The sequence below is a fragment of the Corallococcus sp. AB011P genome, from assembly GCF_003611605.1.
GTDB classification, from domain to species: Bacteria; Myxococcota; Myxococcia; order Myxococcales; family Myxococcaceae; genus Corallococcus; species Corallococcus coralloides.
Map to the genome: position 1 here is coordinate 129,474 of NZ_RAVX01000011.1, position 24,043 is coordinate 153,516.

At 70.9% G+C, this 24,043-nt stretch carries 22 protein-coding genes; 16 read left to right on the forward strand and 6 right to left on the reverse strand.

Annotation, left to right across the window (positions count from 1 at the left end; all coding sequences use genetic code 11):
- Positions 1–34: 34 nt before the first annotated feature.
- On the reverse strand, positions 35–1,093 hold the full coding sequence (locus tag D7X30_RS25790; protein WP_120565619.1) for a DUF72 domain-containing protein: 1,059 nt from the start codon (positions 1,091–1,093) through the stop codon (positions 35–37).
- A 286-nt stretch (positions 1,094–1,379) separates the two neighbouring features.
- Here D7X30_RS25790 and D7X30_RS25795 point away from each other — a divergent pair, with 286 nt between their 5' ends.
- From D7X30_RS25795 to D7X30_RS25830, 8 genes are all read left to right on the forward strand, one after another.
- Positions 1,380–2,303 (forward strand): PAS and helix-turn-helix domain-containing protein, encoded by a 924-nt coding sequence (locus D7X30_RS25795; protein WP_147443303.1) that lies wholly within the window; start codon positions 1,380–1,382, stop codon positions 2,301–2,303.
- A 175-nt stretch (positions 2,304–2,478) separates the two neighbouring features.
- Complete coding sequence (locus D7X30_RS43660; RefSeq protein WP_199724548.1) at positions 2,479–4,644, forward strand: chemotaxis protein CheA; 2,166 nt, start codon at positions 2,479–2,481, stop codon at positions 4,642–4,644.
- Positions 4,641–5,129 (forward strand): chemotaxis protein CheW, encoded by a 489-nt coding sequence (locus D7X30_RS25805; RefSeq protein ID WP_120565622.1) that lies wholly within the window; start codon positions 4,641–4,643, stop codon positions 5,127–5,129. The genes D7X30_RS43660 and D7X30_RS25805 overlap by 4 nt, the downstream gene beginning before the upstream one ends.
- Positions 5,129–7,231: a methyl-accepting chemotaxis protein gene (locus D7X30_RS25810; RefSeq protein ID WP_120565623.1), complete on the forward strand. Its 2,103-nt coding sequence runs from the start codon at positions 5,129–5,131 to the stop codon at positions 7,229–7,231. The genes D7X30_RS25805 and D7X30_RS25810 overlap by 1 nt, the downstream gene beginning before the upstream one ends.
- Before the next feature lie 34 nt (positions 7,232–7,265).
- Positions 7,266–8,795 (forward strand): AarF/ABC1/UbiB kinase family protein, encoded by a 1,530-nt coding sequence (locus D7X30_RS25815; protein WP_120565624.1) that lies wholly within the window; start codon positions 7,266–7,268, stop codon positions 8,793–8,795.
- 22 nt (positions 8,796–8,817) lie between these two features.
- A complete protein-coding gene (locus D7X30_RS25820; protein WP_120565625.1) occupies positions 8,818–9,153 on the forward strand; it encodes an antibiotic biosynthesis monooxygenase in 336 nt (111 codons plus the stop codon).
- 11 nt (positions 9,154–9,164) lie between these two features.
- Positions 9,165–10,229 (forward strand): chemotaxis-specific protein-glutamate methyltransferase CheB, encoded by a 1,065-nt coding sequence (cheB, locus tag D7X30_RS25825; RefSeq protein ID WP_120565626.1) that lies wholly within the window; start codon positions 9,165–9,167, stop codon positions 10,227–10,229.
- 2 nt (positions 10,230–10,231) lie between these two features.
- Entirely contained in the window at positions 10,232–11,122 is an 891-nt protein-coding gene (locus D7X30_RS25830; protein WP_120565627.1) for a protein-glutamate O-methyltransferase CheR, read from the forward strand.
- On the opposite strand, the gene D7X30_RS25835 is transcribed toward D7X30_RS25830, so the two are convergent.
- Positions 11,112–12,032 (reverse strand): diacylglycerol kinase family protein, encoded by a 921-nt coding sequence (locus D7X30_RS25835; RefSeq protein ID WP_120565628.1) that lies wholly within the window; start codon positions 12,030–12,032, stop codon positions 11,112–11,114. The two genes, D7X30_RS25830 and D7X30_RS25835, sit on opposite strands and share 11 nt — an antisense overlap.
- 159 nt (positions 12,033–12,191) lie before the next feature.
- Between D7X30_RS25835 and D7X30_RS25840 the strand changes: the two genes are divergently transcribed.
- Genes D7X30_RS25840 through D7X30_RS25850 form a run of 3 tightly spaced genes read left to right on the forward strand, consistent with a single transcriptional unit; the run spans position 12,192 to position 14,223 of the window.
- Complete coding sequence (locus D7X30_RS25840; protein WP_158619375.1) at positions 12,192–12,869, forward strand: Fic family protein; 678 nt, start codon at positions 12,192–12,194, stop codon at positions 12,867–12,869.
- Complete coding sequence (locus D7X30_RS25845) at positions 12,866–13,531, forward strand: hypothetical protein (protein ID WP_120565630.1); 666 nt, start codon at positions 12,866–12,868, stop codon at positions 13,529–13,531. Before D7X30_RS25840 ends, D7X30_RS25845 begins: the two co-directional genes overlap by 4 nt.
- Entirely contained in the window at positions 13,528–14,223 is a 696-nt protein-coding gene (locus D7X30_RS25850) for a hypothetical protein (RefSeq protein ID WP_120565631.1), read from the forward strand. The genes D7X30_RS25845 and D7X30_RS25850 overlap by 4 nt, the downstream gene beginning before the upstream one ends.
- A gap of 16 nt (positions 14,224–14,239) precedes the next feature.
- Here D7X30_RS25850 and D7X30_RS25855 read toward each other — a convergent pair whose 3' ends face one another.
- Together D7X30_RS25855 and D7X30_RS25860 are read right to left on the reverse strand one after the other, a co-directional pair.
- Entirely contained in the window at positions 14,240–14,737 is a 498-nt protein-coding gene (locus D7X30_RS25855) for an Hsp20/alpha crystallin family protein (protein WP_158619377.1), read from the reverse strand.
- A 325-nt stretch (positions 14,738–15,062) separates the two neighbouring features.
- Complete coding sequence (locus D7X30_RS25860) at positions 15,063–15,950, reverse strand: PhzF family phenazine biosynthesis protein (RefSeq protein ID WP_120565633.1); 888 nt, start codon at positions 15,948–15,950, stop codon at positions 15,063–15,065.
- A gap of 142 nt (positions 15,951–16,092) precedes the next feature.
- Between D7X30_RS25860 and D7X30_RS25865 the strand changes: the two genes are divergently transcribed.
- Together D7X30_RS25865 and D7X30_RS25870 are read left to right on the forward strand one after the other, a co-directional pair.
- The gene (locus D7X30_RS25865) at positions 16,093–16,869 is read left to right on the forward strand and encodes a YdiY family protein (protein WP_120565634.1); all 777 of its coding nucleotides are present in this window, start codon (positions 16,093–16,095) and stop codon (positions 16,867–16,869) included.
- A 755-nt stretch (positions 16,870–17,624) separates the two neighbouring features.
- A complete protein-coding gene (locus D7X30_RS25870) occupies positions 17,625–18,476 on the forward strand; it encodes a pyrroline-5-carboxylate reductase (RefSeq protein WP_120565635.1) in 852 nt (283 codons plus the stop codon).
- On the opposite strand, the gene D7X30_RS25875 is transcribed toward D7X30_RS25870, so the two are convergent.
- A complete protein-coding gene (locus D7X30_RS25875) occupies positions 18,458–19,141 on the reverse strand; it encodes a helix-turn-helix transcriptional regulator (RefSeq protein WP_120565636.1) in 684 nt (227 codons plus the stop codon). The genes D7X30_RS25870 and D7X30_RS25875 overlap by 19 nt on opposite strands.
- Before the next feature lie 63 nt (positions 19,142–19,204).
- Here D7X30_RS25875 and D7X30_RS25880 point away from each other — a divergent pair, with 63 nt between their 5' ends.
- The 3 genes from D7X30_RS25880 to D7X30_RS25890 all read left to right on the forward strand — a co-directional run bounded on the left by D7X30_RS25880 (position 19,205) and on the right by D7X30_RS25890 (position 21,149).
- Positions 19,205–20,326 (forward strand): cytochrome P450, encoded by a 1,122-nt coding sequence (locus D7X30_RS25880; protein ID WP_120565637.1) that lies wholly within the window; start codon positions 19,205–19,207, stop codon positions 20,324–20,326.
- The gene (locus D7X30_RS25885) at positions 20,323–20,667 is read left to right on the forward strand and encodes an antibiotic biosynthesis monooxygenase (RefSeq protein ID WP_120565638.1); all 345 of its coding nucleotides are present in this window, start codon (positions 20,323–20,325) and stop codon (positions 20,665–20,667) included. The genes D7X30_RS25880 and D7X30_RS25885 overlap by 4 nt, the downstream gene beginning before the upstream one ends.
- 83 nt (positions 20,668–20,750) lie before the next feature.
- On the forward strand, positions 20,751–21,149 hold the full coding sequence (locus tag D7X30_RS25890; RefSeq protein WP_120565639.1) for a hypothetical protein: 399 nt from the start codon (positions 20,751–20,753) through the stop codon (positions 21,147–21,149).
- A 1-nt stretch (position 21,150) separates the two neighbouring features.
- Here the strand turns inward: D7X30_RS25890 and D7X30_RS25895 are convergent, their stop codons facing one another.
- Positions 21,151–23,835, reverse strand: coding sequence for a M1 family metallopeptidase (locus D7X30_RS25895; RefSeq protein WP_120565640.1), 2,685 nt, complete (start codon positions 23,833–23,835; stop codon positions 21,151–21,153).
- Positions 23,836–24,043 lie beyond the last annotated feature (208 nt).

Here is a 24,043-nt window from a genome sequence, read left to right on the forward strand (position 1 = left end):
ATTCACGTAAGCAAGCGCCGTGCTCGCGCGCAAGTCATGTTGCGTGAACGGCGCCTCTCTGGCCGCCCTCCTCCTTGTGTGACACGACGCGCTCCGCCAGCCGGACGGCGGACAGGGGGGCGCTCCCTTCCGCCTTGTTGTTGATGGTCACGAAGACGGGGCGGTCGCGCCGCACCGCGGCCATGCACACGCGGGCCAGCACGTCGCGGGTGCCCACGTCCTCGTCCACCAACTGGTTGAAGGGCGCGTAGCGGGCGTAGGCCTCCTCGTAGCCCAGGTTCGGCGGAAGCATCCAGCGCACCACCACGGCGCGGGCCTCGAAGGCGCGCGTGAGCTTCGCCTGCCGCGCGACGGGCGGCATGTGGGCCCACACCGCGAGCACCGGACTCACGCCCGTGTCCGCGAGCGCCTGGGCGAAGCCCTCCGTGAGCAGCTCCTCGTTGCGCACCTCCACCGCGTACAGCGGGCCCCGGGGCAGCGCGGAGAAGAACGCGTGCAGCCGCTCCACGAAGCGGCCCGCGCCGCCCAGCGCCGCGGGGTCCTGTGGCGGGAACTGGAAGACGAGCGGCCCGGCCTTGTCGCCCAGCCCTTCCAGGAACGGCGCCACCACGTGGTCCACGGCGTAGGCCGCCTGGAGGAAGCGCTCGTTCACCTGCCCCCGGTGCGCGCCGTACCGCTCGTGCACGGGGAAGCGCGCCAGCGTGCAGGCCTCGTGGGCCTTCACCAGGAAGCGGAAGCCGTCCGGCACCTGCTGCGCGTACTCGGCGAAGGTGGTGGCCGGCACCGGCGCGTAGAACGTCCGGTCGATGCCCACCGTGCGCAGCACCGGGTGGTGCGCGTAGGCAGCCAGGCCCTCGCGCGCCAGCTGGGTCGTGCTGGCCTCATGGTCATAGACGAGCCCGTTCCAACCCGGGAAGGTCCACGACGACGTGCCCAGGTAGACGCCGCGCGGAAGCTGCTCGCCCAGCATGCGCAGGCTGTCGGACGGCTCGGCGGGCCCCACCGGCTGGGTCCTGCGCCGAGACGACGCCGGGGGCTCCTCCACCGCGCCGGTGAAGAGGTCGAATTGCGCGGGACGTCGCGGTGCGCTCATGCGTGCAGCTCCTCTCCCACGGAGGGGACGGCGGGGAAGCCCTGGGAGTAATCCCCGAGCCCAGGCGATGCAGCAGGTTGCCCGGATTCAAGGGGACGTGCCAGGTTTCCGGCACGCTCTCCAGGCGGACGGGCACGCACGGACAGTCCTCCTCCGAGCACGACGGTATGTGATTGGACCTTTGTCCAAATGCAAATGCAGTCGCCTCGCTGTAAGCTATTTAAACCGAGGAATTCAGCACTACCCATGTAAAGCTTGAACGGGATTGCAACGGCTGGGGGGCATCATGGACTGGTCGTTGACCGCGTCGCTGCTCGCGGAGCGGGACACGCGCCCCATCGTCGTGATGGACCGGCGCGGCCGCATCGAATTGGCGAACGGCGCGTTCACGTCGCTCCTGGGCCGGCCCCGTGAGGAGTTGTTGGGTCGCCGCTGGACGGATGTCTGCACACCACGCGAGCACGGGCGCGAGGTGGGACAGGCGCTGCGGGCCATCTTCACCAGCGCCGAGACCCGGCTGGAGACGGAGGTGCTCACGCGTGACGGCGAGCGGCTGTCGGTGGAGCTGGACGTGGCCGCAGTGGGCCGCCCTCCCCTGCGGCTGGTGGCCATCATCACGCGCGCCTCTCCGCCCCTCTCCGTCCCCGAGCGCACCGTCGCCCCGGAGCCGGCCCCGGCCCAGGGGCCCCACCAGGACCTGAGCTACGAAATCTCCACCGAACTGTCGTCGTTCGGGACGCTCAAGGCGGTGTGGACCTCCGGGGAGGCGCGGCAGGAGGAGATGGTGGGCCGGCAGTGCTTCGGCGCCTTCGCGCAACGCGACGCCCCCTGCCTGGACTGCCCGCTGACGATGGCCGCGCCTGCCTCCTGGCCGCACACCATCGTGCGGCAGGCCTCCGAGCACGCCGAGGGCTATGAGGTCGTCACCGCCACGCCCACGGGCGCCGGCACCGCGCGTGTCAGCGTTCACACCATCGGTGATGAAACACTCAGCGGCCTCTTCGAGGCGAAGGTGCGGCGCATGGCGAACGCCGCGCGGCTGTCCGAGCGGGAAGGCGATGTCTTGCGATATCTCGCGCTCGGCCGCTCGCCGACCGACATCTCGACCGTGTTAGGGATTACCGAGCGCACTGTGAAATTCCACCAGGCCAACCTGCTCCGGAAGCTGGGCGCGGAGACGCGGTACGACCTGCTTCGCCTGTTCTTCTGAGCAGGGCACCTTCCCTCCGGGACAGCTTTCACGCCGTTGACTTTGGAGGATGCTGGGACTTCGACTCCGGAGTCTTGTGGGTCGGGGGGGCCGTTGCCCATGGGCAGCGCCAGTCAAATCCGTCTCATCAAACACATACAGTCTATGTGGACTTCCGTCCAAGGGCGTGCTGTCCGTGAGTGACACTCCGGGCTGGGACGACGTGATGCGGGAGTTCCTCATCGAGTCCCGCGAGCACGTGCAGAGCATCGAGGCGACGGTGCTGGAGCTGGAGGCGCGGCCGGGCTCGCAGCCGTTGCTCGCGCAGCTGTTCCGGGCCCTGCACACCGTGAAGGGCACCTGCGGCTTCCTGGGCTTCAGCCGCCTGGAGGCGCTGATGCACGCCGCCGAGGAGATGCTCGGCCTGGCGCGCGACCGGCGCCTGGTGCTGGACCGCGAACGTGTGTCCACGCTCCTGGCAGCGGCGGACGCGGCGCGCGGGACGCTGGAGCACATCGAGGCGACAGGCTTGGAGCCCGCGGTGGACCACTCCGCGCTGCTCGCTCGCATGGCGGGCGCCGCGGCGGGCTCCGCGCCGCTGGAGGTGTCCGAGCCCCTGACGCCTCCGGGCGCCCTGCCCTGGCGCGGCGCCGCGACCGGGGTGGACTCCAAGCTGCGCGTGGACGTGGCGCTGCTGGACCGGTTGATGAACCTGATGGGCGAGCTGGTGCTGGCTCGCAACCGCATCCTTCAGTGCGCGGCCTCGCCCACGCCGGGCGCGGACCTGCTCACCGCGTCGCAGCGGCTGGACGTCGTCACCACGCAGGTGCAGCAGGTGGTGATGAAGACGCGGCTCCAGCCGGTGGGCCAGGTGTGGAACCGCTTCCCCCGGCTGGTGCGGGAGCTGGCGCACGGGTGCGGCAAGCAGGTGCGGCTGCAACTGCAGGGCGCGGACACGGAGCTGGACAAGACGCTGGTGGAGGCGCTGCATGATCCGCTCACCCACCTCTTGCGCAACGCCGTGGACCACGGCGTGGAGACGCCCGAGCAGCGCCTCGCCGCGGGCAAGCCGCCCGTGGGGTGCCTGACGCTGAGCGCTTCGCATGAGGGCGGGCTCGTGCACCTGGGCATGTCCGACGACGGCGCGGGCATCGACGTGCAGCGCGTGCGGCAGGTCGCGGCGCAGCGGGGCCTGCTCACGGCCGACCAGGCGGCGCGGATGCCGGACGCGGAAGCGCTGACGCTCATCTTCATGCCGGGCTTCAGCACCGCGGAGCGCGTCACGTCGCTGTCCGGCCGGGGCGTGGGCATGGACGTGGTGCGCTCGCAGGTGGAGCGCATTGGCGGCACCGTGGAGGTGCACAGCCGGCCCGGCCAGGGCACGACGTTCACCCTGAAGATTCCCCTCACGCTGGCCATCATCCCGGCGCTGCTCGTCACCTGCCGGGGAGACCGCTACGCGCTGCCGCAGGCCTCCCTGCGGGAGGTGGTGTTCCTGGAGCCCACCCAAGCGCGCAAGGACATCACCCGCATCCAGGGCGCGTGCGTCCTGCGGCTGCGCGGGGAGCTGCTGCCGCTGGTGGTGCTCGCCGCCGAATTGGGCGTGGGGCCGGCGATGCCGGACCTGGACGAGGGCGCCACCGTCGTCGTGCTTCAGGCCGGTGAGCGCACCTTCGGGCTGTGGGTGGACGCCATCCACGACACGGAGGAGATCGTCGTCAAGCCGCTGTGGAAGCACCTGAAGGGGCTGGCCTGCTACGCGGGCGCGACGGTGCTGGGCGACGGGCGCGTGGCGCTCATCCTGGACGCCATGGGCCTGGGCCGCCGCGTGGGCACCGTCACGGAGGCACAGGCCCAGGTCGTCATTCCGGAGGCCGCGGAAGCACCGGCCCCGCAGGAGACACGCGAGCGGGTGCTGCTGTGCCGCAATGGCGCGGAGGGCCGCGTGGCCATTCCGCTGTCGCGCGTGGCCCGGCTGGAGGAGCTGCCCGCATCGGACGTGGAGCGGATGAGCGGAGGCATGGAGATGGCGCGCTACCACGGGCAGCTGCTGCCGCTGGTGCACGTGGCCTCCGTGCTGGAGGCGAGGCCCGGCGCGACGGAGCGGATCACGCAGCACCTCCAGGTCACCCTGGGCGAGTCGCTGTCCGTCGTCGTCACCCAGCACGCGGACACGCGCGTGGGGCTGGTGGTGGACGCCATCCTCGACGTCGCGGAGGTGGAGCTCGCGCTCCAGCGCGAGACGCGCCGCCCGGGCGTGCTGGGCTCCATGGTGGTGCAGGCCCGGGCCACCGAGTTCCTGGACGTGGAGGGCACCGTGCGCGCCGTGCACCCGGAGCTGCTGACAGGCGGTGCGCCATGAGCGGCTTCCGCCAGCTGTGCTCGTTCCAGGTGGGTGACCACCTGTTCGGCCTGGACATCGAACGCGTGCAGGAGATTTTGCTCCCGCCCCCGCTCACGCGTGTCCCCGGCGCGCCTCCGGAAGTGGCGGGGCTGCTCAACCTGCGCGGGCAGATCGTCCCCGCCATCGACCTGCGCCGCCGCCTGGACCTGCCCGAAGGCACCGCCCCCGCGGACGCGCCCCACGTCGTGCTGCGCGGCGACGAAGGCGCGGTGAGCCTTCGCGTGGATGCCATTGGCGACATCCTCCCCTTCGAGCAGTCGGACCTGGCGCCGCTGCCGGACAACCTGCGCGGGCCGCTGCGCTCGCTGCTGTTGGGTGTCCATGCGCTGCCGGACCGGCTGCTGCTCGTGTTGTCCGCGGACGCGGTGGTGGACGGGCTCTCACCCGCGTCCAACGCGTCCGCCTCCCCTTCCCCCCCCGTGCTTCCCCAGGAGTCCCGCTGATGGCCCGCCCGACCGCGCCCGCCGTGAAAACCACCCTCTTCCAGCGCCTGGGCGGCAAGGCCCCCCTGACGGCCGCCGTGCAGAAGCTCTACGCGCGGGTGATGACGGACGCCCTGCTCAAGCCCTACTTCCGCCGCGCGGACATGCTCCAGCTGCAGCGCCAGATGGTCGCGTTCCTCACCCAGCACCTGGGCGGGCCGGCCGTCTACAAGGGCCCGTCGATGCGCGAAGTGCACGCGCGCATGGAGCTCAAGCCCCATCACTTCGGGCGCGTCGCCGAACACCTGGCCACCGTGCTGGATGACCTGGACGTGCCGGGCCCCATCGCCCGCGAGGTGCTGGCCGCCGTGGGCACGAGGCAGGACGACACCGTGAGCAGGCCCGTGGCGAAGGCCGCCTCGCGGACCGCCGCCGTGAAGCGTGCTCCGGCGCGTGCCTCCCGGACGGAGGGACGCCGGGTCGCCGTGGCGTCCGCACCCGCGGCCCGGTCCTCGCGCCGCCGCGCGCCCACGCCGCTCGAAGGAGCCCTGAGCGAGGCGGTGCTGGACGCGGCGAGCGTCAACCTGTTCGTCCTGGACACGGACCTGGCCATCGTCTTCTCGAACGCGTCCTCCTCGGAGGCCATCGAGCGCATCGACCAGGCGTCTGGCCTCCGCGACGGCGCGGGGGACGCGGGCGGCGACTTCCTCGCCCACTTCGAGCATCAGCTACGGCTGGAGGAGGAGCGGCTGCTGGATCCCTCCGCGCTGCCGCATGAGGCCCACTTCGCGGTGGGCCCCACCCTGCTCAAGGCGCGCATCGACGGCATCTCGGGCCGGGGCGGAGCGCTCACCGGCTACGTGGTGACGTGGACGGACGTCACGGATCAGCAGCGCGCGGACACGGAGTTGGCGCGCCTCAGGGCCATGATGGAGAACGCGCCCACCTGCGTGATGGTGGCCGACCTGGACCTGAAGATCATCTACCTGAACCCCGCCTCGCGCCGGCTGTTGCAGCGCGTGGAGAAGCACCTGCCCGTCGCCGCGGACCGGGTGCTGGGCTCCCACATCGACGTCTTCCACCGGGACGTGACGTACCAGCGGAAGATCCTGTCCAACGACAAGAACCTGCCGGTGCGCGCGAACATCCCCATTGGCCCGGAGACCGCGGACCTGCTGGTGACGGCGGTGTACGACGGCCAGGGCCGCTACCTGGGCCCCATGGTGACGTGGGAGCTGATCACGGAGAAGCTCGCCGTGCAGCAGCGCGAGCAGGATCTGGACACCACCCTGCGCGGCATCTTCCAGGAGGTGACGCAGCACTCGCAGACGCTCGCCGCGTCGTCGCAGGAGCTGTCCAGCGTCAGCCAGCAGATGGTGAGCAACGCCCAGGAGACCGCGGCGCAGGCCACCCAGGTGTCCGCTGGCGCCGAACAGGTCAGCCGCAACGTGCAGAGCGTCGCGTCCGGCATGGAGGAGGTCAACGCGAACATCCGCGAGGTGGCGCGCAACGCGAGCTCCGCCGCCAAGGTGGCCGCGTCCGCGGTGAAGCTCGCGGACTCCACGTCCAACGTCGTCGGCAAGCTGGGCACGAGCAGCCAGGAGATCGGCAAGGTCATCAAGGTCATCACCTCCATCGCGCAGCAGACGAACCTGCTGGCGCTCAACGCGACCATCGAGGCGGCCCGCGCCGGCGAGGCGGGCCGGGGCTTCGCGGTGGTGGCCAACGAGGTGAAGGAGCTGGCGCGCGAGACGGCCCGCGCCACGGAGGACATCGGCCAGAAGATCGGCACCATCCAGGGCGACACCGAGGAGGTGGTCAACGCCATCCTGGAGATCGGCGCCACCATCAGCCGCATCAACGAGCTGCAGACGTCCATCGCCTCCTCCGTGGAGGAGCAGACGGCCACCGCGGGAGAGATCCTCCGCAACGTGGGCGAGGCCGCCAAGGGCAGCCAGCAGATCTCCGAGAACATGGCCGCCGTGGCGGAGGCCGCGCGCAGCACCACCGAGGGCGCGGGCAGCACGCAGCGCTCGGCGGTGGAGCTGGCCCACATGGCGCAGTCGCTGCAACGGCTGGTCGTGCAGGTGGACACCTCCGACAAGCCGGCGCGGACGAAGTAGCGCGGGCGGCGTCAGGCCCAGGGAGCCACGTCACGTGCGAACCGGATTGAAGCGGTGGTGGGAGCTGGGCCAGGTGGCCCGTGCCTCCACGCGCCTGCGGCGGGTGTCCCGGCCCCAGGACGAGGAGCGCGCGAGGCACGAGCTGGCCCAGCGGCTGTTGGGCCTGCGCGGGCTGCCCCAGAAGGTGGGCCAGGTGCTCACGCTCGCGGAGCTGGGCGCGGACACGCCGGGGTTCGGTTCGCTCGCGGAGGCGCCCTCCCCGCTCGCGCCGGAGGCCGCGCTGGCGGAGGTGTCCCGCCGGTTGGGCCGTCCGTGGCGGGAGGTGTTCAAGTCGCTGGACGGCGTGGGCATCGCCGCGTCGCTGGGCCAGGTGCACCGGGGCGTGCTGCATGACGGGCGCGCCGTGGCCGTGAAGCTGCGGCACCCGGGCATCGCGGAGGCCGTGCGGGATGATCTGCGCGCGCTGGGGTGGCTGGCCGCGCCGCTGGGAGGCTGGCGCGGGAAGCTGGACCTGTCCGCCTACCGCCACGAGCTGGCCCGCATGCTCCAGGGCGAACTGGACTATCGCCACGAGGCCCAGGCCCTGTCGGACGCGGGATCGCGCATGGCGGACGTGCCGGGCGTCGTCGTCCCCGCGCCGGTGGACGCGCTCACGCGGGAAGACCTGCTGGTGATGACCTGGGTGGAGGGGGCGTCGCTCGCGGATGGCTGGCGCTGGAGCGAAGCGGACCGCCGCGCGCTGTCCACCACGCTGGTGCGGCTGTTCCTCCACGGCTGCTTCACGTGGGGCGCGCTCCACGCGGATCCGCACCCGGGCAACTACCGCGTGTCGCGGGGACCGGACGGCAAGCCCGTGCTGGGAGTGCTCGACTTCGGCTGCGTGAAGCCGCTGCCGCCGGAGCTGGCCGTGGGGTTGGGGCGATTACTCTCGCTCCTCAAGTGTCCGAGCACTCCGCCGCGCCCGGAGCAGCTCCTGTCCGCGTGGGTGACGCTGGGCTTCGCGCCGGAGCTGCTGGAGCCCATGGCGGAGGTGCTGCCCGCCGTCAGCCGCGTGCTGCTGGAGCCCTTCCTCCTGGACCGTGCCTTCCACGCGCGAAGCTGGCGGTTGGGCGAGCGGCTCACCGAGGCGCTGGGGCCGCACCGCTGGAACTTCCGGGCAGCGGGGCCCGCGTCGCTCCTGTTCGTCCTGCGCGCGTTCCACGGGCTGGTGCGCCACCTGGACGTGCTGGATGCGCCCATCGCCTGGGGGCCGCTCCTGGACGAGGCCCGAGCCCCGTCGCTGCCGCCCCCGCCTTCGCCACCGGAGGCGCGCGTGGAGGGCACCGCGCGCTACCTGAAGGTCCAGGTGACGGAAGGAGGGCACACGCGCGTCGCGCTGACCTTCCGCGCGGACGTGACGGCGCACCTGGAGGACCTGCTGCCGGAGGACCTGTCGCGCAAGCTGGCGGCGCGGGGCGTGGATCCGGCGGCCATGGGTATCGCGGCGGTCGCGGCGGGGCTGCGGCCGTCGGAGTTGTTCCACCTGGACGAGGGCCCCCGGCGTGTCCGGGTCTGGCTCGAATGAAACCCGGACAAGGAGGTGACGGATGGTCACCATCGGCATGAACTACGAAGTGCGTGAAGGCAAGGCGGAAGCCTTCGAGCGGAAGTTCGCGCTCGTGCTGGAGGCGATGCGCAAGCTGCCGACGCACGTGCACACGGAGCTGTTCAAGAGCGTGGGGGCGCCGGAGCGCTACCTCATCGTCTCCGAGTGGCACAGCCGCGAGGGCTTCGACGCCTTCGTCGCGTCCGAGGCCTTCCACCGCGTGACGGACTGGGGCGCCAGCGCCATCCTCGCGAGCCGGCCGCGCCACGAGGTGTATGGCGAGAGGGCCGCCAGCGCCCCCGCGGGCCGCTGCCCGGTCGCGCACGCGGTGCGGTGAAGCGGGTGCGAATGAACGCCATCCGGGTCCTGGTGGTGGACGACGCGGCCGTGGTGCGGCGCCAGGTGTCGCTGCTGCTGGGCGCGGCCCCGGGCCTGGAGGTCGTCGCCACCGCGCCCAATGGCCGCATCGCCCTGGCGAAGGTGGAGCAGTTCCAGCCGGACGTCGTGCTGTTGGACCTGGAGATGCCGGAGCTGGACGGGCTGGAGACGCTGAAGCTCCTGCGCCAGCGCGCTCCAGAGTTGCCCGTGGTGATGTTCAGCGCGCTCACCGAACGCGCGGGCGTGTTGACCCTGGAGGCGCTCGCGCTGGGGGCCCGCGACTACGTGACGAAGCCCACGTCCGCGGGCGGGATGAACATCACCGTGGAGGCCGTGCGGGATGAGCTGGTGCGCAAGCTCAAGGCGCTGAACGTGCGCACGCCGTCCGCCGCGCCCTCGCCGTCACCGGTGACGCGCGAGCCCGTGTCCCGGCCTCGAATGCCCGCGCGGGTGGAGGCCATCGTCGTCGGCGCGTCCACCGGAGGCCCGGGCGCGCTGGTGCGCCTGGTGTCCGCGCTGCCCGCGGACCTGCCGGTGCCGGTGTTCATCGTGCAACACATGCCGCCCCTCTTCACCCGGCTGCTCGCGGAGCGGTTGCAGGGGGTGACGCCGCTCACCGTGCGCGAGGCGGTGACGGGCGCCACCGTGCAGGCGGGCGCGGTGTGGGTCGCCCCCGGCGACTTCCACCTGGCCGTGTGCCGGGATGCGACGGGCGTGCGGCTGCTCACGCACCAGGGGCCGGCGGAGAACGCGTGCCGTCCGGCGGTGGACCTGCTCTTCCGCTCCGCGGCGGAGGTGTACGGCGCGGGGGTCCTGGCGGTGGTGCTCACCGGCATGGGCCAGGACGGGCTGCGCGGCTGCCGGCGGGTGAACGAGGCAGGTGGTCAGGTGGTGGTGCAGGACCAGGCCAGCTGCGTCGCCGGCAGCATGCCGGGCGCGGTGGAACAGGCGGGGCTCGCGGATGCCGTGATGCCCCTGGAGGCGCTGGCCCCGGAGCTGGCGCGGCGCGTGGACGCGCGCGGACGGAGGACCTGAACATGTCCCTGCTTCCCGACGACTTCGCGTACCTGCGGCAGCGCGTGCTGCGCCGCTCCGGGCTCGTGCTGGAGTCAGACACGCACGCGCTGGTGGAGACGCGGCTCACGCCCCTCATGCGCGAGGAGCGGCTGCCGGACCTCTCCGCCCTGGTCTCCCGGTTGCGCTCGCAGCCGGAGGGCAGTCCGCTCCACCAGCGCCTGGCGGAAGCGCTGGCCAACCACGAGACGGCCTTCTTCCGCGACGCGAGCGTCTTCGAGGCCCTGCGCACCACGGTGCTCCCCACCCTGCTGGCGAAGCGCGTCCGCACGCGGACCCTGCGCATCTGGTGCGCGGCGTGCGCCTACGGCCAGGAGCCCTACAGCGTCGCGATGACGCTGGCCGAGGCCGGGCTGCTCATCACCGGATGGACGGTGTGCATCCTCGCCACCGACTTCTCCACCCGCGCGATCCTCCGTGCCTGCGAGGCCCGCTACGACGTGAAGGAGATCCACCGCGGCCTGACGCCCGAGCTGCGCCAGCGCTACTTCCACCAGGAGCGCGACGGGTGGCGGCTGAGCGAACAGGTGCGCAAGCCAGTGGAGTTCCGGCAGCTCAACCTGCTGGAAGACTTCCCGCTGGAAGCGCCCGTGGATCTCGTCTTCCTGCGCAACGTGATGATCTACTGGGACGTGCCCACCCGGCGCGCGGTGCTCGCCCGCGTGCGGCGGATGCTCCACGCGGACGGCTACCTGGTGCTGGGCGCCGCGGAGGCCTCGCCCTTGGTGGAGGACGGCTTCACGCGGCACCTGGTTGGACAGACGAGCTGGTACCGCCCCACACCCGCCTCGCCCGGCGTCGGCGCGCCCGTGGAGGACGCGCGGCGCTCGCCCCGCTCCGGCGCTACACCTTGAGGCGGATGGCGCCCGGCAACAGCGTCATGGTGCAGGGCAGCCGGCCCGGCGTCTCGCCGTCCACGTCCAGGAACACGTCGCCCGTCAGCGGCTCCGCGTGGAGCGTGCGGCAGCGCAGCCGCCGCGTGCCCTTCCAGGTGACGTGGTCGCCGTTGTAGACGCCCTTGGACTTGAGGACGAAGTCGGACAGGCCGTAGTTGGACCAGATGGTGACGTCGAAGAGGCCGTCGTGCGTCACCGCGTCAGGCGCCACGAACATGCCGCTGCCGAAGTAGCGGCCATTGGCCACGGCCACCGCGGTGACGCTCACCGTCTCCGGCTCGCCGCCGTCCACCGTGAGGCGCACCTGCTGCTCCTGGTACTTGATGAGGCCCTTCACCGTGCCCCACATGAAGCTCAGGTTGCCGCCCAGCGCCTTGCTGCCCTGATTCACCTCGCGGGCCACCACCGCGCTCACGCCGAACGAGGCGATGTTGGAGAAGAAGCGCGTGGCCGGCTTGCCGTCGTTGTCGGTGAACTCCAGCCGCCCCACGTCGAAGGGCTCGGTGGTTTCCGTGCGCAGCCGCTCCAGCGCGGACGTCAGCTCCAGGTCCCACCCGAAGGTGCGGCGGAAGTCGCCGCCGGTGCCTCGGGGCAACAGGCCCAGCGTGGCCCGGGGGTTGATGACCTGTCCGTCGCGGAAGAAGCCGTTGGTGACCTCGTTGAGGGTGCCGTCGCCGCCCACCGCGACGATGCACTCGTAGCCATCGTCGATGGCCTGCCGCGCCAGACGCGCCGCATCCATGCCGCCGCTGGTGAAGCCGTACCCGAAGTCACCGAGCACCTTGCCCACCTGCGCGGAGATCTCCACCCATCGCTTCCCCGTCTGCCCGTTGGCGCTGCGCGGGTTGACCACGAGGAACGTCTTCATTCAGTGCCTTCTCCCTGCTGCCAGAACGGCCTGTTTACGCAATTGTGAGCCAAGGCTCCACTCCGTGACCCACGGGAGGGCCACTCCGCCCGGGGTGTTTGTCACCCGGCCCCGTCCATGCTGGGCTCTCCGCCCCCTGTTTTCGTCCCGGTCCCCCGAGTGAAAGCCCCATCCCCCACCGAGCAGCTCGCGCCCCACCGGGAGGCCACGCGCGCCCTGGACTGGGCGCTGCCCGCGCTCCGGGCGGACCTGGCGGCGGCGGCGCGGCAGCCCTTCCGGGAGACAGGGGCCCAGGAGGACTTCCTGCACCGCCATGACGCACCGGCCCATGAAGCCCAGGGACCGGCGCGGACGGAGCGCTTCGAGCGGGCCCTGGCCCGGGTGCGGCGGCTCGCGGACGCGGGCCAGCCGCTGACCTTCTCCCGGATGGTGGAGGTCCAGTCGGAGCTCCTGGGCGGGCCCACGGGCTTTCGCACCGGGGACGCCTTCGCGAGGGGTGGCGCGCACCGCTATGCGCACGCGCCCGGCCTGGAGGCGGCCTTCCGCGACAAGGTGGAGACGGACGCGCGGGAAGAGCGTCACCCGGTGGTACATGCCACGCGGTTGTACCTGGACCTGTGTTTCTTCCACCCCTTCCCGGACGGCAACGCGCGCGCGGCGCGGCTGTGGCTGGAATACATGCTGCGCCGGGGCCGGCTGCCCACGCCACCGCTGGCGCCCGTGGTGCTGTGGCCCAAGCGCCCGGGCGACGCGGTGAACTACACGCGGCTGGCGAGGCTGCTGGCCCGGACCATCGCGGGGCCGGACGCCCCGTGCCGCAACGAGGTGCCTGAATGAGCAGTGACGCATCGGCTTTCACGTGGCGCCGCATCCGCGACAGCCTGGATGCCTACTCACCGCAATCGCTGGCGTCCCGGCTGAGGGAGGCCCTGGCCCCCCTGCGGACCGGAAGCATTCACACAAGCCGACTCAAGCAGGCGAAGAACGCCGTGCAGGACCTGCTCCAGGCCGAGCTGGGTCCCTGGTACATCGAGAGCGGCCTGCCCCTGGGCAATGAGGTGCTGGGGGGCTATTGCTGGTGCCACTCGTTCTTCAACCAGAACCCGCCGCATCGGACCTTGGATGTGGATGAGAACATCCAGCTCATGCTGGAGGCGCTGGAGCGGATCCGTTCGTTCCTGTACGCGCTGGACGGCGTGTATCAGGCCTCGCGCCGTCAGCTCGAGTTGGCGGCCGACGACAAGGCTCTCCGGGCGAAGGCGCTCGCGGAAGGGCTGGTGCGGACCGTGGACCTGACGGCGGAGACGACGTCCTGCGAGGAGACCTGGTACCAGGTCGCGCAGGACGCCATGACGTGGTGCATCGAGGCAATGGAGCTGCCCTTGTCGGAGGCCACGCAGGAGCAGTTGGACACGGCCTTCGTCTTCACATCCTGGATTGCGCCTCCCCCGGAGGCTCTCCGTGAGGCGGCGGCGCGGGTGGCGGAGGTGGCCGTATGAGCAGGTCGGCCCTGGGGCACTGGCTGCTCATCCGCGACAGCCTGGATGGCTATGACCCGGAGAAGCTCATCCGGATGCTGCGAGAGTACCTGACGCCGCGCGTGCCCCCAGGGACGCGCAAGCTCACGGACGAGCAGCACGACACGATGGCGAAACACATCCAGCGGATGCTCAACCAGAACCTGGGGCCCTGGTACACGGAGACGGGGCTGTATCTGGGCAATGAGAGCTTCGGGGGCTACTGCTGGTGCCACCGTTTCTTCAGACAGAAGCCCACCCCGAACATGGGCGTGGAATACAACATCCAGCTCATCATCGACGCGCTGGAGCGGTCGCGCGAATGGCTGTTCAAGCTGGATGCCCACTTCCAGGCGCTGAAGCGGAACCTGCCCTCGGGCCCCGACGACAATGACATCCGGACGCTGGCCCTGTCGGATGGAATCGTCACCACGATGAACCTCACCATGGACGCCACGGGCTGCGAGGAGTCCTGGTACACCTTCGCGGACGAGGCGCTGGCCTGGATGTTCGACGCCATCGAGCTGCGTCCGGGGTATCAGGCCGGAAAGCTGATGCGGAAGCTGTTCGCCTTCGAGTCCTGGCACTCGCCGCCCGAGGAGGAGCTGCGCGGCTCAGCGGAGCAGGTGGCGGCGGCCGTCGTGGAGGACGAGGGCCGCCGGCACACGCACTGACGCAGGCTCCCCTCCCTCAGTGGATGGGCTTCCCGCGCGTCATCCGGCGGGCCTGCTCGCGCGAGCCTCCCTTCACCTCGATGCGCTTGCCCTGGGGCAGCTCCTCCGGAAGCTTCAGGGAGATCTCCAGGACGCCGTTCTCGAAGTTCGCCTGGACCGACTCCGTGTCGATGCCTTCCGGAAGCGGAATGGCGCGGCGGAACAGCCCGGTGCTGCGCTCCAGGAGCCAGATGCCTTCGGCCTCCTCTTCCTCTTCCAGCTCGAAGGAGCGCTCGCCCTCGATGATGAGCAGGTCATCCAGCAGCTCGACGTTGATGTCCTCCTGCCTCATTCCCGGCAGGTCGGCCCTCACGATGAGGCTTCCGTTCCGCTCCAGCACGTCCACCTGCGGTGACCAGAGGCCCTCGTCCAGCACGCCGCTCCGGGCGGCGAGGCCCCGGCCTCCAATGCCGGTGAAGAGCTGGTCCATGTCCTCGATCATCCTGCCCAGCAGTCCGAACGGGCTCAGGGGCACGGCTTCCCTGCCGATGCCGGGAGCAAGAGACTCGCGGCGGGAGATGCCAGCGCCCGTCCTGGGGTCTTGTCCCTCCGAGGTAGCGCCCGGCACTCCGGCCTGGGCTTTCTTCATGGCGTGCGAGGAGGAGGGCCCCCCCTGCGCGCCTGGGTTTCTGTTGTCGGTTGCCATGACGTCCTTCCCCGGTGGAGCCGGCTGGCGCCCGGCCGCCGGACCGCACCGGTCACTCAAGCGGGGATGGAATCATCCCGACCCAAACCTGGAGGTGCGCGGCGGGCCCATCAAGGGTCCGGGGCCACGCGGTCCGGCGTTCACGGGAGCCTCGCTACGCAAGCAGCGTGGCGTCCATCACGGTGAGGGCCACTCCGCCGACGCGGGCGCGCTCGATGTGGCCTGGCCGGCCGGTGACCTGGATGTCGATGCGGCCCGGCTTGCCGAGCGTGTCACCCTGTTCGATGCGGCTCGACACCGTGCCGCCGTGCTCCGGGAGGCGAAGGCTCCCGTGCTCGGCGAGGTAGGCCGCGAGCGGTCCCGCGGCGGAGCCCGTCACGGGGTCCTCCAGGATGCCGAACCCCGGGACGAAGTAGCGCGCCTGGGCCACGCTCCCCTCCTCCTTCGCTTCGCGGGTGAAGAGGTAGACGCCGCGCATGCCGTGCGGCATCAGCAGCGCGTTCATCGCCGCGCCTCGCGGCGTCAGGGCCTCCAGGTCCGCGAGCCGCCGGAGGGGCACCACCAGCCGGTGGCCCTGGCGGATCACCGGCAGCGACGGGTCCACCTGTGACGCCGTCCCGCCCAGCGTGGCCATCAGCGCGTCCAGCGCCACGGGGTTGGGCTGCGCGGGCGGCGGGGGCGTGGCGATCCACACCCGCGACCCGTGCGCCCCCTGGGGCTCCAGCTCGATGTCGAACGTGCCGCCGGGGCACTCCAGCGTGTACGTCCCCGGGCTTCGCAGGAGCCCCTTCTCCGCGAGCAGGTGGAAGGTGGCCACCGTGGCGTGGCCGCAGAAGGGAATCTCGTCCACGGGCGTGAAGTAGCGCAGGCGCACGGTGGCGTCGCCGGGCCGGGACAGCAGGAACGCGGTCTCCGACGCGCTGACGGCCGCGGCGGTCCGCTGCATCGTGGGGACCTCCAGCGCCGAGGCGTCGAGCACCACGCCCGCGCGGTTTCCTGCACCGGCGGTGCGGGTGAAGGCATCGATGATGTGAACCTGCATGGACGGACTCCGGACGGGGCAAGGGCCTGGGAAACGGCGCAGGCATGCTCCGCTCCACCGTTGGCGTCAAGCGCTGGGCCGACGCACAGGCCCCCCACAACAGGGTTGAACGGGAGCGCCCGAGCAGGCACAGCAGTGGTGCATGGGTCTCCTGAAACCAGGTGGGTGGGTGGTGCTGGTGGTGTTGCTCCACACGAGCGGCGCGGCGGCACAGATCGTCAACGTACAGGCGCTCTTCGACGAGAAGGCGGAGCCGGGGCCGGCCGCGGCCATCGAGCTGGGAGGCGACTGGCGAACGGGCAGCACGGAGCTGTTCTCCATCCGCGGCTCCCTGGTGGGCCAGCTGCGCTCCGAGCGCGGCGTCTGGCTGGGCGTCATCCGAGGTGAGTATTCGTTCGCCAGTGGCGAGCGCATCGTCAGCCAGGTGCTGGAGCACGTGCGCTACCGGCGCTGGTTCACCGACGTGCTGTCGGGAGAGGTATTCGCCCAGCATGAATACAACGAGTTCCGCAGGCTCCAGCTCCGTGCCCTGCTGGGCGCGGGTCCGCGCTTCGTCCTGCTCAACGAGGACCGCCTGGGGTTCACCTTCGGGGTGGCTTTGATGCTGGAGTACGAGCGGCTGCGCAAGGACGGCGAGCCGGACGCGGGAGACCGCTACATGGACCCGCGAGTCTCCAGCTATCTGCTGGGCCGGGTGAAGCTGATGGAGAACATCAACCTCGTGGAGACGGTCTACTTCCAGCCGCGAGTCACCCGCCCCTCCGACCTGCGCGTGCTCAACGAGACCATCTTCGCGGTGACGCCCAATCCCCGCGTCACGGTGGGCATCGGCTTCAACCTCACCTACGACAGCGCGCCGCCCGCGACGGTGCCAGCGCTGGACACGCAGCTGCGCACCACGGTGGGCGTGAAACTTTGAGTGGGTGGCAAGCAGCGCGTTGACGAATCCAGCGCGGGAGCAAGGCTCGGGAGGACGCATCTTCTCCAGCGTCAACGACTCATCCACGGTGACCGCGCGCGTATTGCGCCTGGGGGGCTGCACCATCAAGCCCCGCGCCGCCAGCCACCGCAGCGCCTCGCGCGCTGTGGCCCGGCATGCTCCATAGAGACGCGCCAGCTTCGCTTCCGAGCCGAACTGCGCGCGGGCCGGCAGTCCCCCCAGCGACAACCCACGCTCGAACTGCTCCCCCACAAACGCCACGAGCCCCACCATCACCATCCCCTCCTCGTCCCAGCGTCGCCATCCAACCACAGGGGTCTGACATGGGCGCGAGGCACACCCTTCGCGTCGCCCGCCGGGCCAGTGCGGCCCCGGGCCGCATGCGTCGAAAACCTGTCCGACTGTCGGACAGGTTTGGAGGGAACCGGGCCCGGGCGGGTGCCCCTGTCCGAGCCCTCACCTGGTGGAGTTCGCGCACGCATGACGATGCGGATCCGAAGGGCCGCCGCGCCCCCAGGCCTCGTGTGGCGGAAACCTGTCCGACTGTCGGACAGGTTTGGAGGGAACCGGGCCCGGGCGGGCGCATCGGTTCGTGGGTCCGCATTTCCGTCCGCTCCCGCATCCCGTCGAGCTCCATTGCTGCGCCCAGCCAAGGCGCGCGCCGTCGCGGAGAACACCGGGTCACGGCCTCTGTTGAGAACTCCGGGCTGCCCACTTGAGGTTAGGCTTCAGCGATGGCGTCCCATTCCATCCCCGCCCCCGTCGTCCTCCTGGGCGGCGGCAAGATCGCTGAAGCCCTCATCCTGGGATTGTTGCGGTCCGGCCACGTGCGTTCGTCGGACCTTCGCGTCACGGTGCGCCGGCCCGAGCGCGGGGAGGAGCTGCGCTCCCGGCATGGCGTGCACGTCCTCATGGACAACGCGCAGGCGGTGCGGGGCGCGGGGGTGATCCTGCTGGCCGTGCGGCAGGCGCAGCTGCGGGAGCTGATGGCGGTCATCTCGCCTGCCCTGGAACCGGGGCAGACCGTGGTGTCGCTCTCCGCGGACTTGCGACTCGCGCAGTTGGAAGCGGCGTTGCCCTCCTGCGTCTCTGTCATCCGCGCCCTGCCCCATACACCCGTGCGCGTGGGAGCAGGCGTGACGCCCCTGACGGCCGGGACCCGGGCGACGGAGACCGCGAGGCAAGCCACCGAGTCCGTCTTCGCCGCGACGGGACGGCCGATGTGGATGACCGAGGAAGCACTCACGGTCTGCACGGGCGTGTGCGGCACGGGCCCCGCGTATGTCTTCCGCTTCGTGGAGACCCTGGCCCAGGCCGCCATGGCGCACGGGATGGACGCGGCGGAAGCGGCGGCGCTCGCGAAGGAAACGCTCATTGGCGCGGCGAAGCTGCTGGCCGAACCCGGCGCCACCACCCCTCGCCTCATCACGGAGATCGCGACCCCGGGAGGCATCACCGAGGCGGGGCTGAAGGCGATGGACGCCCACGGTCTGCCGCGCGTCGTGGGCGAAGCGGTCTCCGTCGCCATCCAGCGCACCCGGGAGCGCGCGGACACAAACGCCGCGGCCTACAGCACGCCGAAGTGACGCTTGAGCCCCCGCTGGCCTCCGGGCGTGACGATGAGGCCGCGCGAGTCAGGCTGACGTTCCACCCACCCCAATGAGAACACCCGGGCCGCGAGCGCCGCGCCCAGCGCCCCCGCGAGGTGGTCTCGCCGCTCGCTCCAGTCCAGGCACCGGTGGGCGAAGTGGCGCCGCTGCTCGCGCACGGGCGCCAGGTCGATGCCGAAGTCCTGGAACCACGCCTCGCCGCTTGGGGTGAGCGCGAACGCGCGTCTGCGAAGGGACAGGTGCCCGGCCCGCAGGAGCGCGTCGGTGATGCCCATGCCCAATCTGCCCGCCAGATGGTCGTAGCAGTAGCGCGCGGCCCGCAGGGGTTCCGGAGTCGCTGACACACGGGGCCCCCGGACCGCCACGGTCATCAGCGCTTCCACCATCCGCGCCACGGTGGGCGTGGCGATCCGGAACACCTTGTTGCGCCCCTGCCGGGTGGCGCGGACCAGCCGGGCCTGCTCCAACCGCTGGAGGTGCGCGGTCGCCGTCGCGGGGCTGACGCCCGTACCGAACGCGAACTCCTTCGCGACGAGCGCCCGCCCCTCCATGAGCAGCTCCAGCATCCGGATCCGCGTGGCGTCCCCCACGGCCGTGGCCAGCGTCGCGAGGTCCGGTCCTGCATTCATCGTTCGCTCCATGACGAACCATTTCCTAGCACACGGACATGGCAACGGCAGCAGAGTGCCCGGCAACGAGGACCGATGACACCGCCCACCGACCCGTATCAAGCCGTCACCCATCCCGACCCGTACCCCTACTACGCGGAGCTTCGAGCCCGGGGCGGCCTGCACCGCGTCCCCGGCTTCGGGCCATGGATCGCGGCGGATGCGGCCACCGTCCGCGCGGTGCTCACGAGCGAGCACTGCCGGGTCCGGCCACGGTCGGAGCCGGTGCCTCCGCATCTGGTGGGCACCGCCGCCGGGGCCCTCTTTGGACGGCTGGTGCGGATGAACGATGGAGGCCCCTACCCCGCCGTGAAGCAGACACTTTCAAGTGCACTGCCGTTGGCGCCTCGGGAGGTCGAAGCAGAGAGCCGCCGCTGGGCGGCACGGCTGTTCGCAGCGCCCTCGCTGTCACGGTTGCCGGACGCCGCCCTCCAGCTTCCCGTGTTCGTGCTGGGGTCACTGCTGGGCTTCCCGGAAGACACGCTGGAGGCGAGCGTGCGGGACGTGGATGCCTATGTCCGCTCGGTCGCCGGGCCCCCTGCTGACAGCGAGGGTGCGGCGAGGCTGCACGAACGCGTGGCGGCCTGTTTCCAGTCCACGGCGAGGACCGCGTTCACGGCCCGGCTCATGGAAGGCCACGGCTCGGAGGACCTGCGCATTCCCAACACCGTGGGCCTGCTCACCCAGGCGTATGAAGCGACGGCCGGCCTTCTGGGCGCGACGCTGCGGGCCTTCTCTCGCATGCCCGAGCTGCGTGAACAGCTCTCACGGGGCGCGTGCACGATGGACGACGTGGTCCAGGAAGCGGCTCGTCACGACTCCCCAGTCCAGAACACGCGACGCTTCACCCATGCCGCCGCGACCGTCGCGGGTCAGACGCTGGATGCCGACGCGACCGTGGTCGTCGTGCTCGCCGCCGCGAATCGGGATCCGCTGGAGAATCCCCAGCCCGACGCCTTCCTGCCAGGGCGCGCGGGGCGCCAGACCTTCACCTTCGGCCTGGGCTCGCATGCCTGTCCTGGGCCCTTGCTCGCGACGACGATGGCCACGGCGGCGGCGGCGTGTGTGCTCGCGAGCGGCCTGGACCTGTCGCCGCTGTCGGGCCCCGTCACCTGGCGTGCTTCCACCAACACCCGCGTCCTGGGAGGACTGGAATGATTGCTGTCATCTTCGAGGTCTGGGCACACGAGTCGCATCGGCAGCGGTACCTGGACCTCGCGGCGGAGCTGCGGCCCCTGCTGGCGGACATCGACGGCTTCATCTCCATCGAGCGCTTCCAGAGTCTCAGCGCACCGGGGAAGCTGCTGTCCCTGTCCTACTGGCGCGACGAGGCAGCGGTGGCGGAATGGCGGCGCCAGGAGGCCCACCGTGAAGCCCAGCGCGAAGGCCGGGGAGGCGTGTTCAGCGACTACCGCCTGCGGGTGGCGCACGTCGTGCGGGATTACGGTCTGAAGGACCGGGCGGCCGTGCCCGCTGACAGTCGCTCCGTGCACGGCTGAAGCGGCCGGCGCACGGCGGCTGTCTTCCCGCCCGTCCCTCCCATGCGGGCCATGACTCCCCCACCTTCTATAGGGGGTGAACGATGAAGCGAGGCCAATGGAGACGTTGCTGGGGGCTGGCTGCCGCGCTGCTCGGGCTTCCGGCGGCGGGGCAACTCGAAGGCCCTCCCGAGGGTGCGCCGCAATACTCCTGCTTCGAAGCGGCGCGCCAGGGCGGCTCGGTGACGGCGAGCATCGCGGCACAGCTCTGCCAGGGTGCCCGTTCCGACTCCCCGGCACGGTGCTTCCACCGGGTCCAGGAGGGAGGCTTCCTCGCCGACCCGCAGGCGCTCCAGCTCTGCCAATACGCCACGCCCTCGGATGATCCCGCGTCCTGCTTCCTCAAGGCGCGGGCCTCCTCGTTCGTGGAAGAGACACAGCTCCTGCAACTCTGCCGCCCCCCCATCGCGGAGATTTTGAACCTGTGTCCCTACGGTCCGTGAGTCACCGGGCGCGGAGGAACGCCTTGATGCTCGGGGACTGGAGCTTCTGGGACTCGATGCACAGCCGGATGGACTCCAGGGCCCGGGTCAGCGCGCGCGGACCACCTTCGATCTTGTCCACGCGGGGCGAGAGGAACGTCTCCACCTGCGCCAGGTGGATGTCATCGCAGAGGCTCCCCGTCTGACCAATCAGCCGGCCCAGCTCATCCGAGCGCAGCCGCTGGGTCAGCGCATCGAAGTGCGTCTGGTAGAAGTTCCACGCCAGCGCCTGCGACTCCGGCGACATCAACGCCATCCGGAGGATGACCTGCGAGTCCCGCACATCGAATTCCGGCGACACCACGAGCCCCAGCGCCCGCCACAGCAGGTCCGGGTTCCGGAAGTAGGCCAGCGACATCAGCAGCCGGGAACGCTCGGTGCGGTCCTGTTCCTTCTTCGCCGCCTCCAGTAGCGCGTCGAACAGCGCCGCATCGCCGTGCGTCGCGGCTCGGGGCAGCGCGGAACTGAACGCCTCCGGGTCCACCGACTTGCGGTCCGCCAGCCATGCGCGCACCAGGGGCAGCGCCTCCTTCACCAGTTGGGGGTCATCCCCCAGGCCTCCGGCCAGCCGGAGGAACAGGGAGCGCGAGCCCTTCACGGAGTCGTCCTCGCCCGGCTTCGGCACCCAGCCCATGGCTCGCGCGCGCGCCGAGTAGAGCGATGCCACCCACGCGCGGAAGCGCTGGCGTTCCTCACGCGTGAGCCGATCCAGGCGCACGAACTCCAGCAGCGAGGCGCCGCTCTGCACCACGAGCCGGTTCGTCGACTTCGCGGAGGCAGGCACCGCCTTCAGCGCCTCACCCAGCGACAGGTCGCCCCGGTTCACCGCCGCATTCACATCCGCCCAGAGCGCCACCTGCTCCGCGGGAGTGAAGGCAGCGACCGGAGTCGCGAGCAGCTTCGTCAACTGCTCGCGGGTGTAACCGCCGCGGTAGTAACCCGTGCCGCCCGCGTTGAGCAGCACCCACGCCGGGCACTGCTTCGTGGGCAACGCGACCTCCGCGGACGGTCCTTGCAACATCGAGCACACCCGCGACGACTGCGTGCCCGTGCCCACGCGAAGACACACGGGCACCTGCCATTCCTGCCGCGCGTCCGCCTTGGACCCCACGGGCAGGTACCGCTCCTGCGACAACTTCACGGACGGAGCGCCGCCCGCCGGGCATGAAAGCTGCGCGGTGATCCGAGGCGCCCCGCTCCGCTCGATGAACCCGCCGAAGGACCGCGCCACCTCCGGCCCCGCTGCCTGGGACAGGTCCGCGAGGAAGTCCTCCAGGGTCGCGACCTTCCAGGCGTGCTTGCGGACATAGCCCCGGAGGATGTCGCGGAAGCGCTCCGGCCCCAGCCAGGCCTCGTACATGGCGATGACGGACGAGCCCTTGTCATACGTCGTCCCGTTGTCGAACGAGCCCACGATGTCGTCATTGCTCTCCACCGGCTTGCGCACGGGCAGCGCCGACGCCAGCTCATCCGACGCCAGCGCGGACTGCGTCGCGGACATCGCGCGCTCCTGCTGGAAGTCCCAGGACGGCTCCAGCCGGTCCACCGTCTGCCGGTCCAACCACGCGGTGAAGGACTCGTTCAGCCAGATGTCGTTCCACCAGGAGCAGGTGACGACGTCTCCGAACCAGTAGTGCCCCAGCTCATGGTTGGCGATGACCGCATACGACTTGCGGCGGACCAGCGTCTCCTCGCCGGGCGGAATGAGCGTGAGCGGCTGCCCGAGCGCGACGATGCCCGGATGCTCCATGGTGCCCCAGTACCGGGGCACGACCGCGACATCGAGCTTCTCGTACGGATACGGCTGGTCGAAGAAGTCCTCCAGGCCCTTCACGATGCGAGGCGTGATGCTCGCGGCGTAGCGCGTCTCCGCGCCCCGGCCCTTGGGGACGACGAAGCGCAGCGGCACGTTCGTGCGGCCCACGGTGCCGGCCTCCACCACGTCGAACGGCCCCACCATGAAGGCCACGAGGTAGCTGGGCATCGGCTTGCTCTCCGCGAAGGTGACGCGCTCCAGTCCGTCCGGCAGAGGCTCGCGCGACACGACGGGATGATTGGCCAGCGCCACGTGTCCGGCCTTCACGGTGAAGCGCAGGCGCCACGGCACCTTGAAGGTCGGCTCGTCGAAGCACGGGAAGGCGCGGCGCGCGTCGATGGGCTCGAAGAACGTGTAGAGGTAGGGCTCACCGCCCTCCTCCACTCCGTAGAGGCCCTGGCTGCGCTCGCGGTCCACCTTGCCGGTGAAGTCCAGCAGGAGCTGCGCCTTGCCCACCGGCAGCTCCTCCGGCAGCAGCAATCCCAGACGTCCTTCAGGCGCGGTGACAGGCTTCGCGTCGAACGTGCGGCTCCCCACGGTGACGCGAGCCCGCGACACCTCCAGGTCCTGAGCATGCAGCCACACCTGGCGCACGGGCTCGCGGACCTCCACGTCGATGGTGACGCTGCCCGGGTACGTGTCCTCCGAGGGCACGAGCTTCAGGTCCAACGCGTAGTGCACGGGCCGCACGGTGTCCGGCAACCGCAGCGCGGGAGGCAGGGCCTCCGGCCACGAAACAGCGGGCGGCGCGGAGGCAGGTGGCGCGGCCTCTGGCGCGTGGGCACAGCGGACGGTCAACACCACCAGGGCGAGGAGTGGGAGCAGTCGCATGGGGGCGCAGCGTAGACCATGCGCGAGTCGCGCACCGTGCCTACGTCTCGACCCGCACCCACAGCAGTCTTGAGATGTCTCCAAGTCCGTGAATCAGTGCTTTCAACCCAGCGAGCCGCTACGGTCCGGATCCCCCCGCTTCAGCTACAATCCGAGGAAAAACATGTTTCGTCGCAGCAGCGGTCTCCCCTCCCTCTTTGTGTCCCTG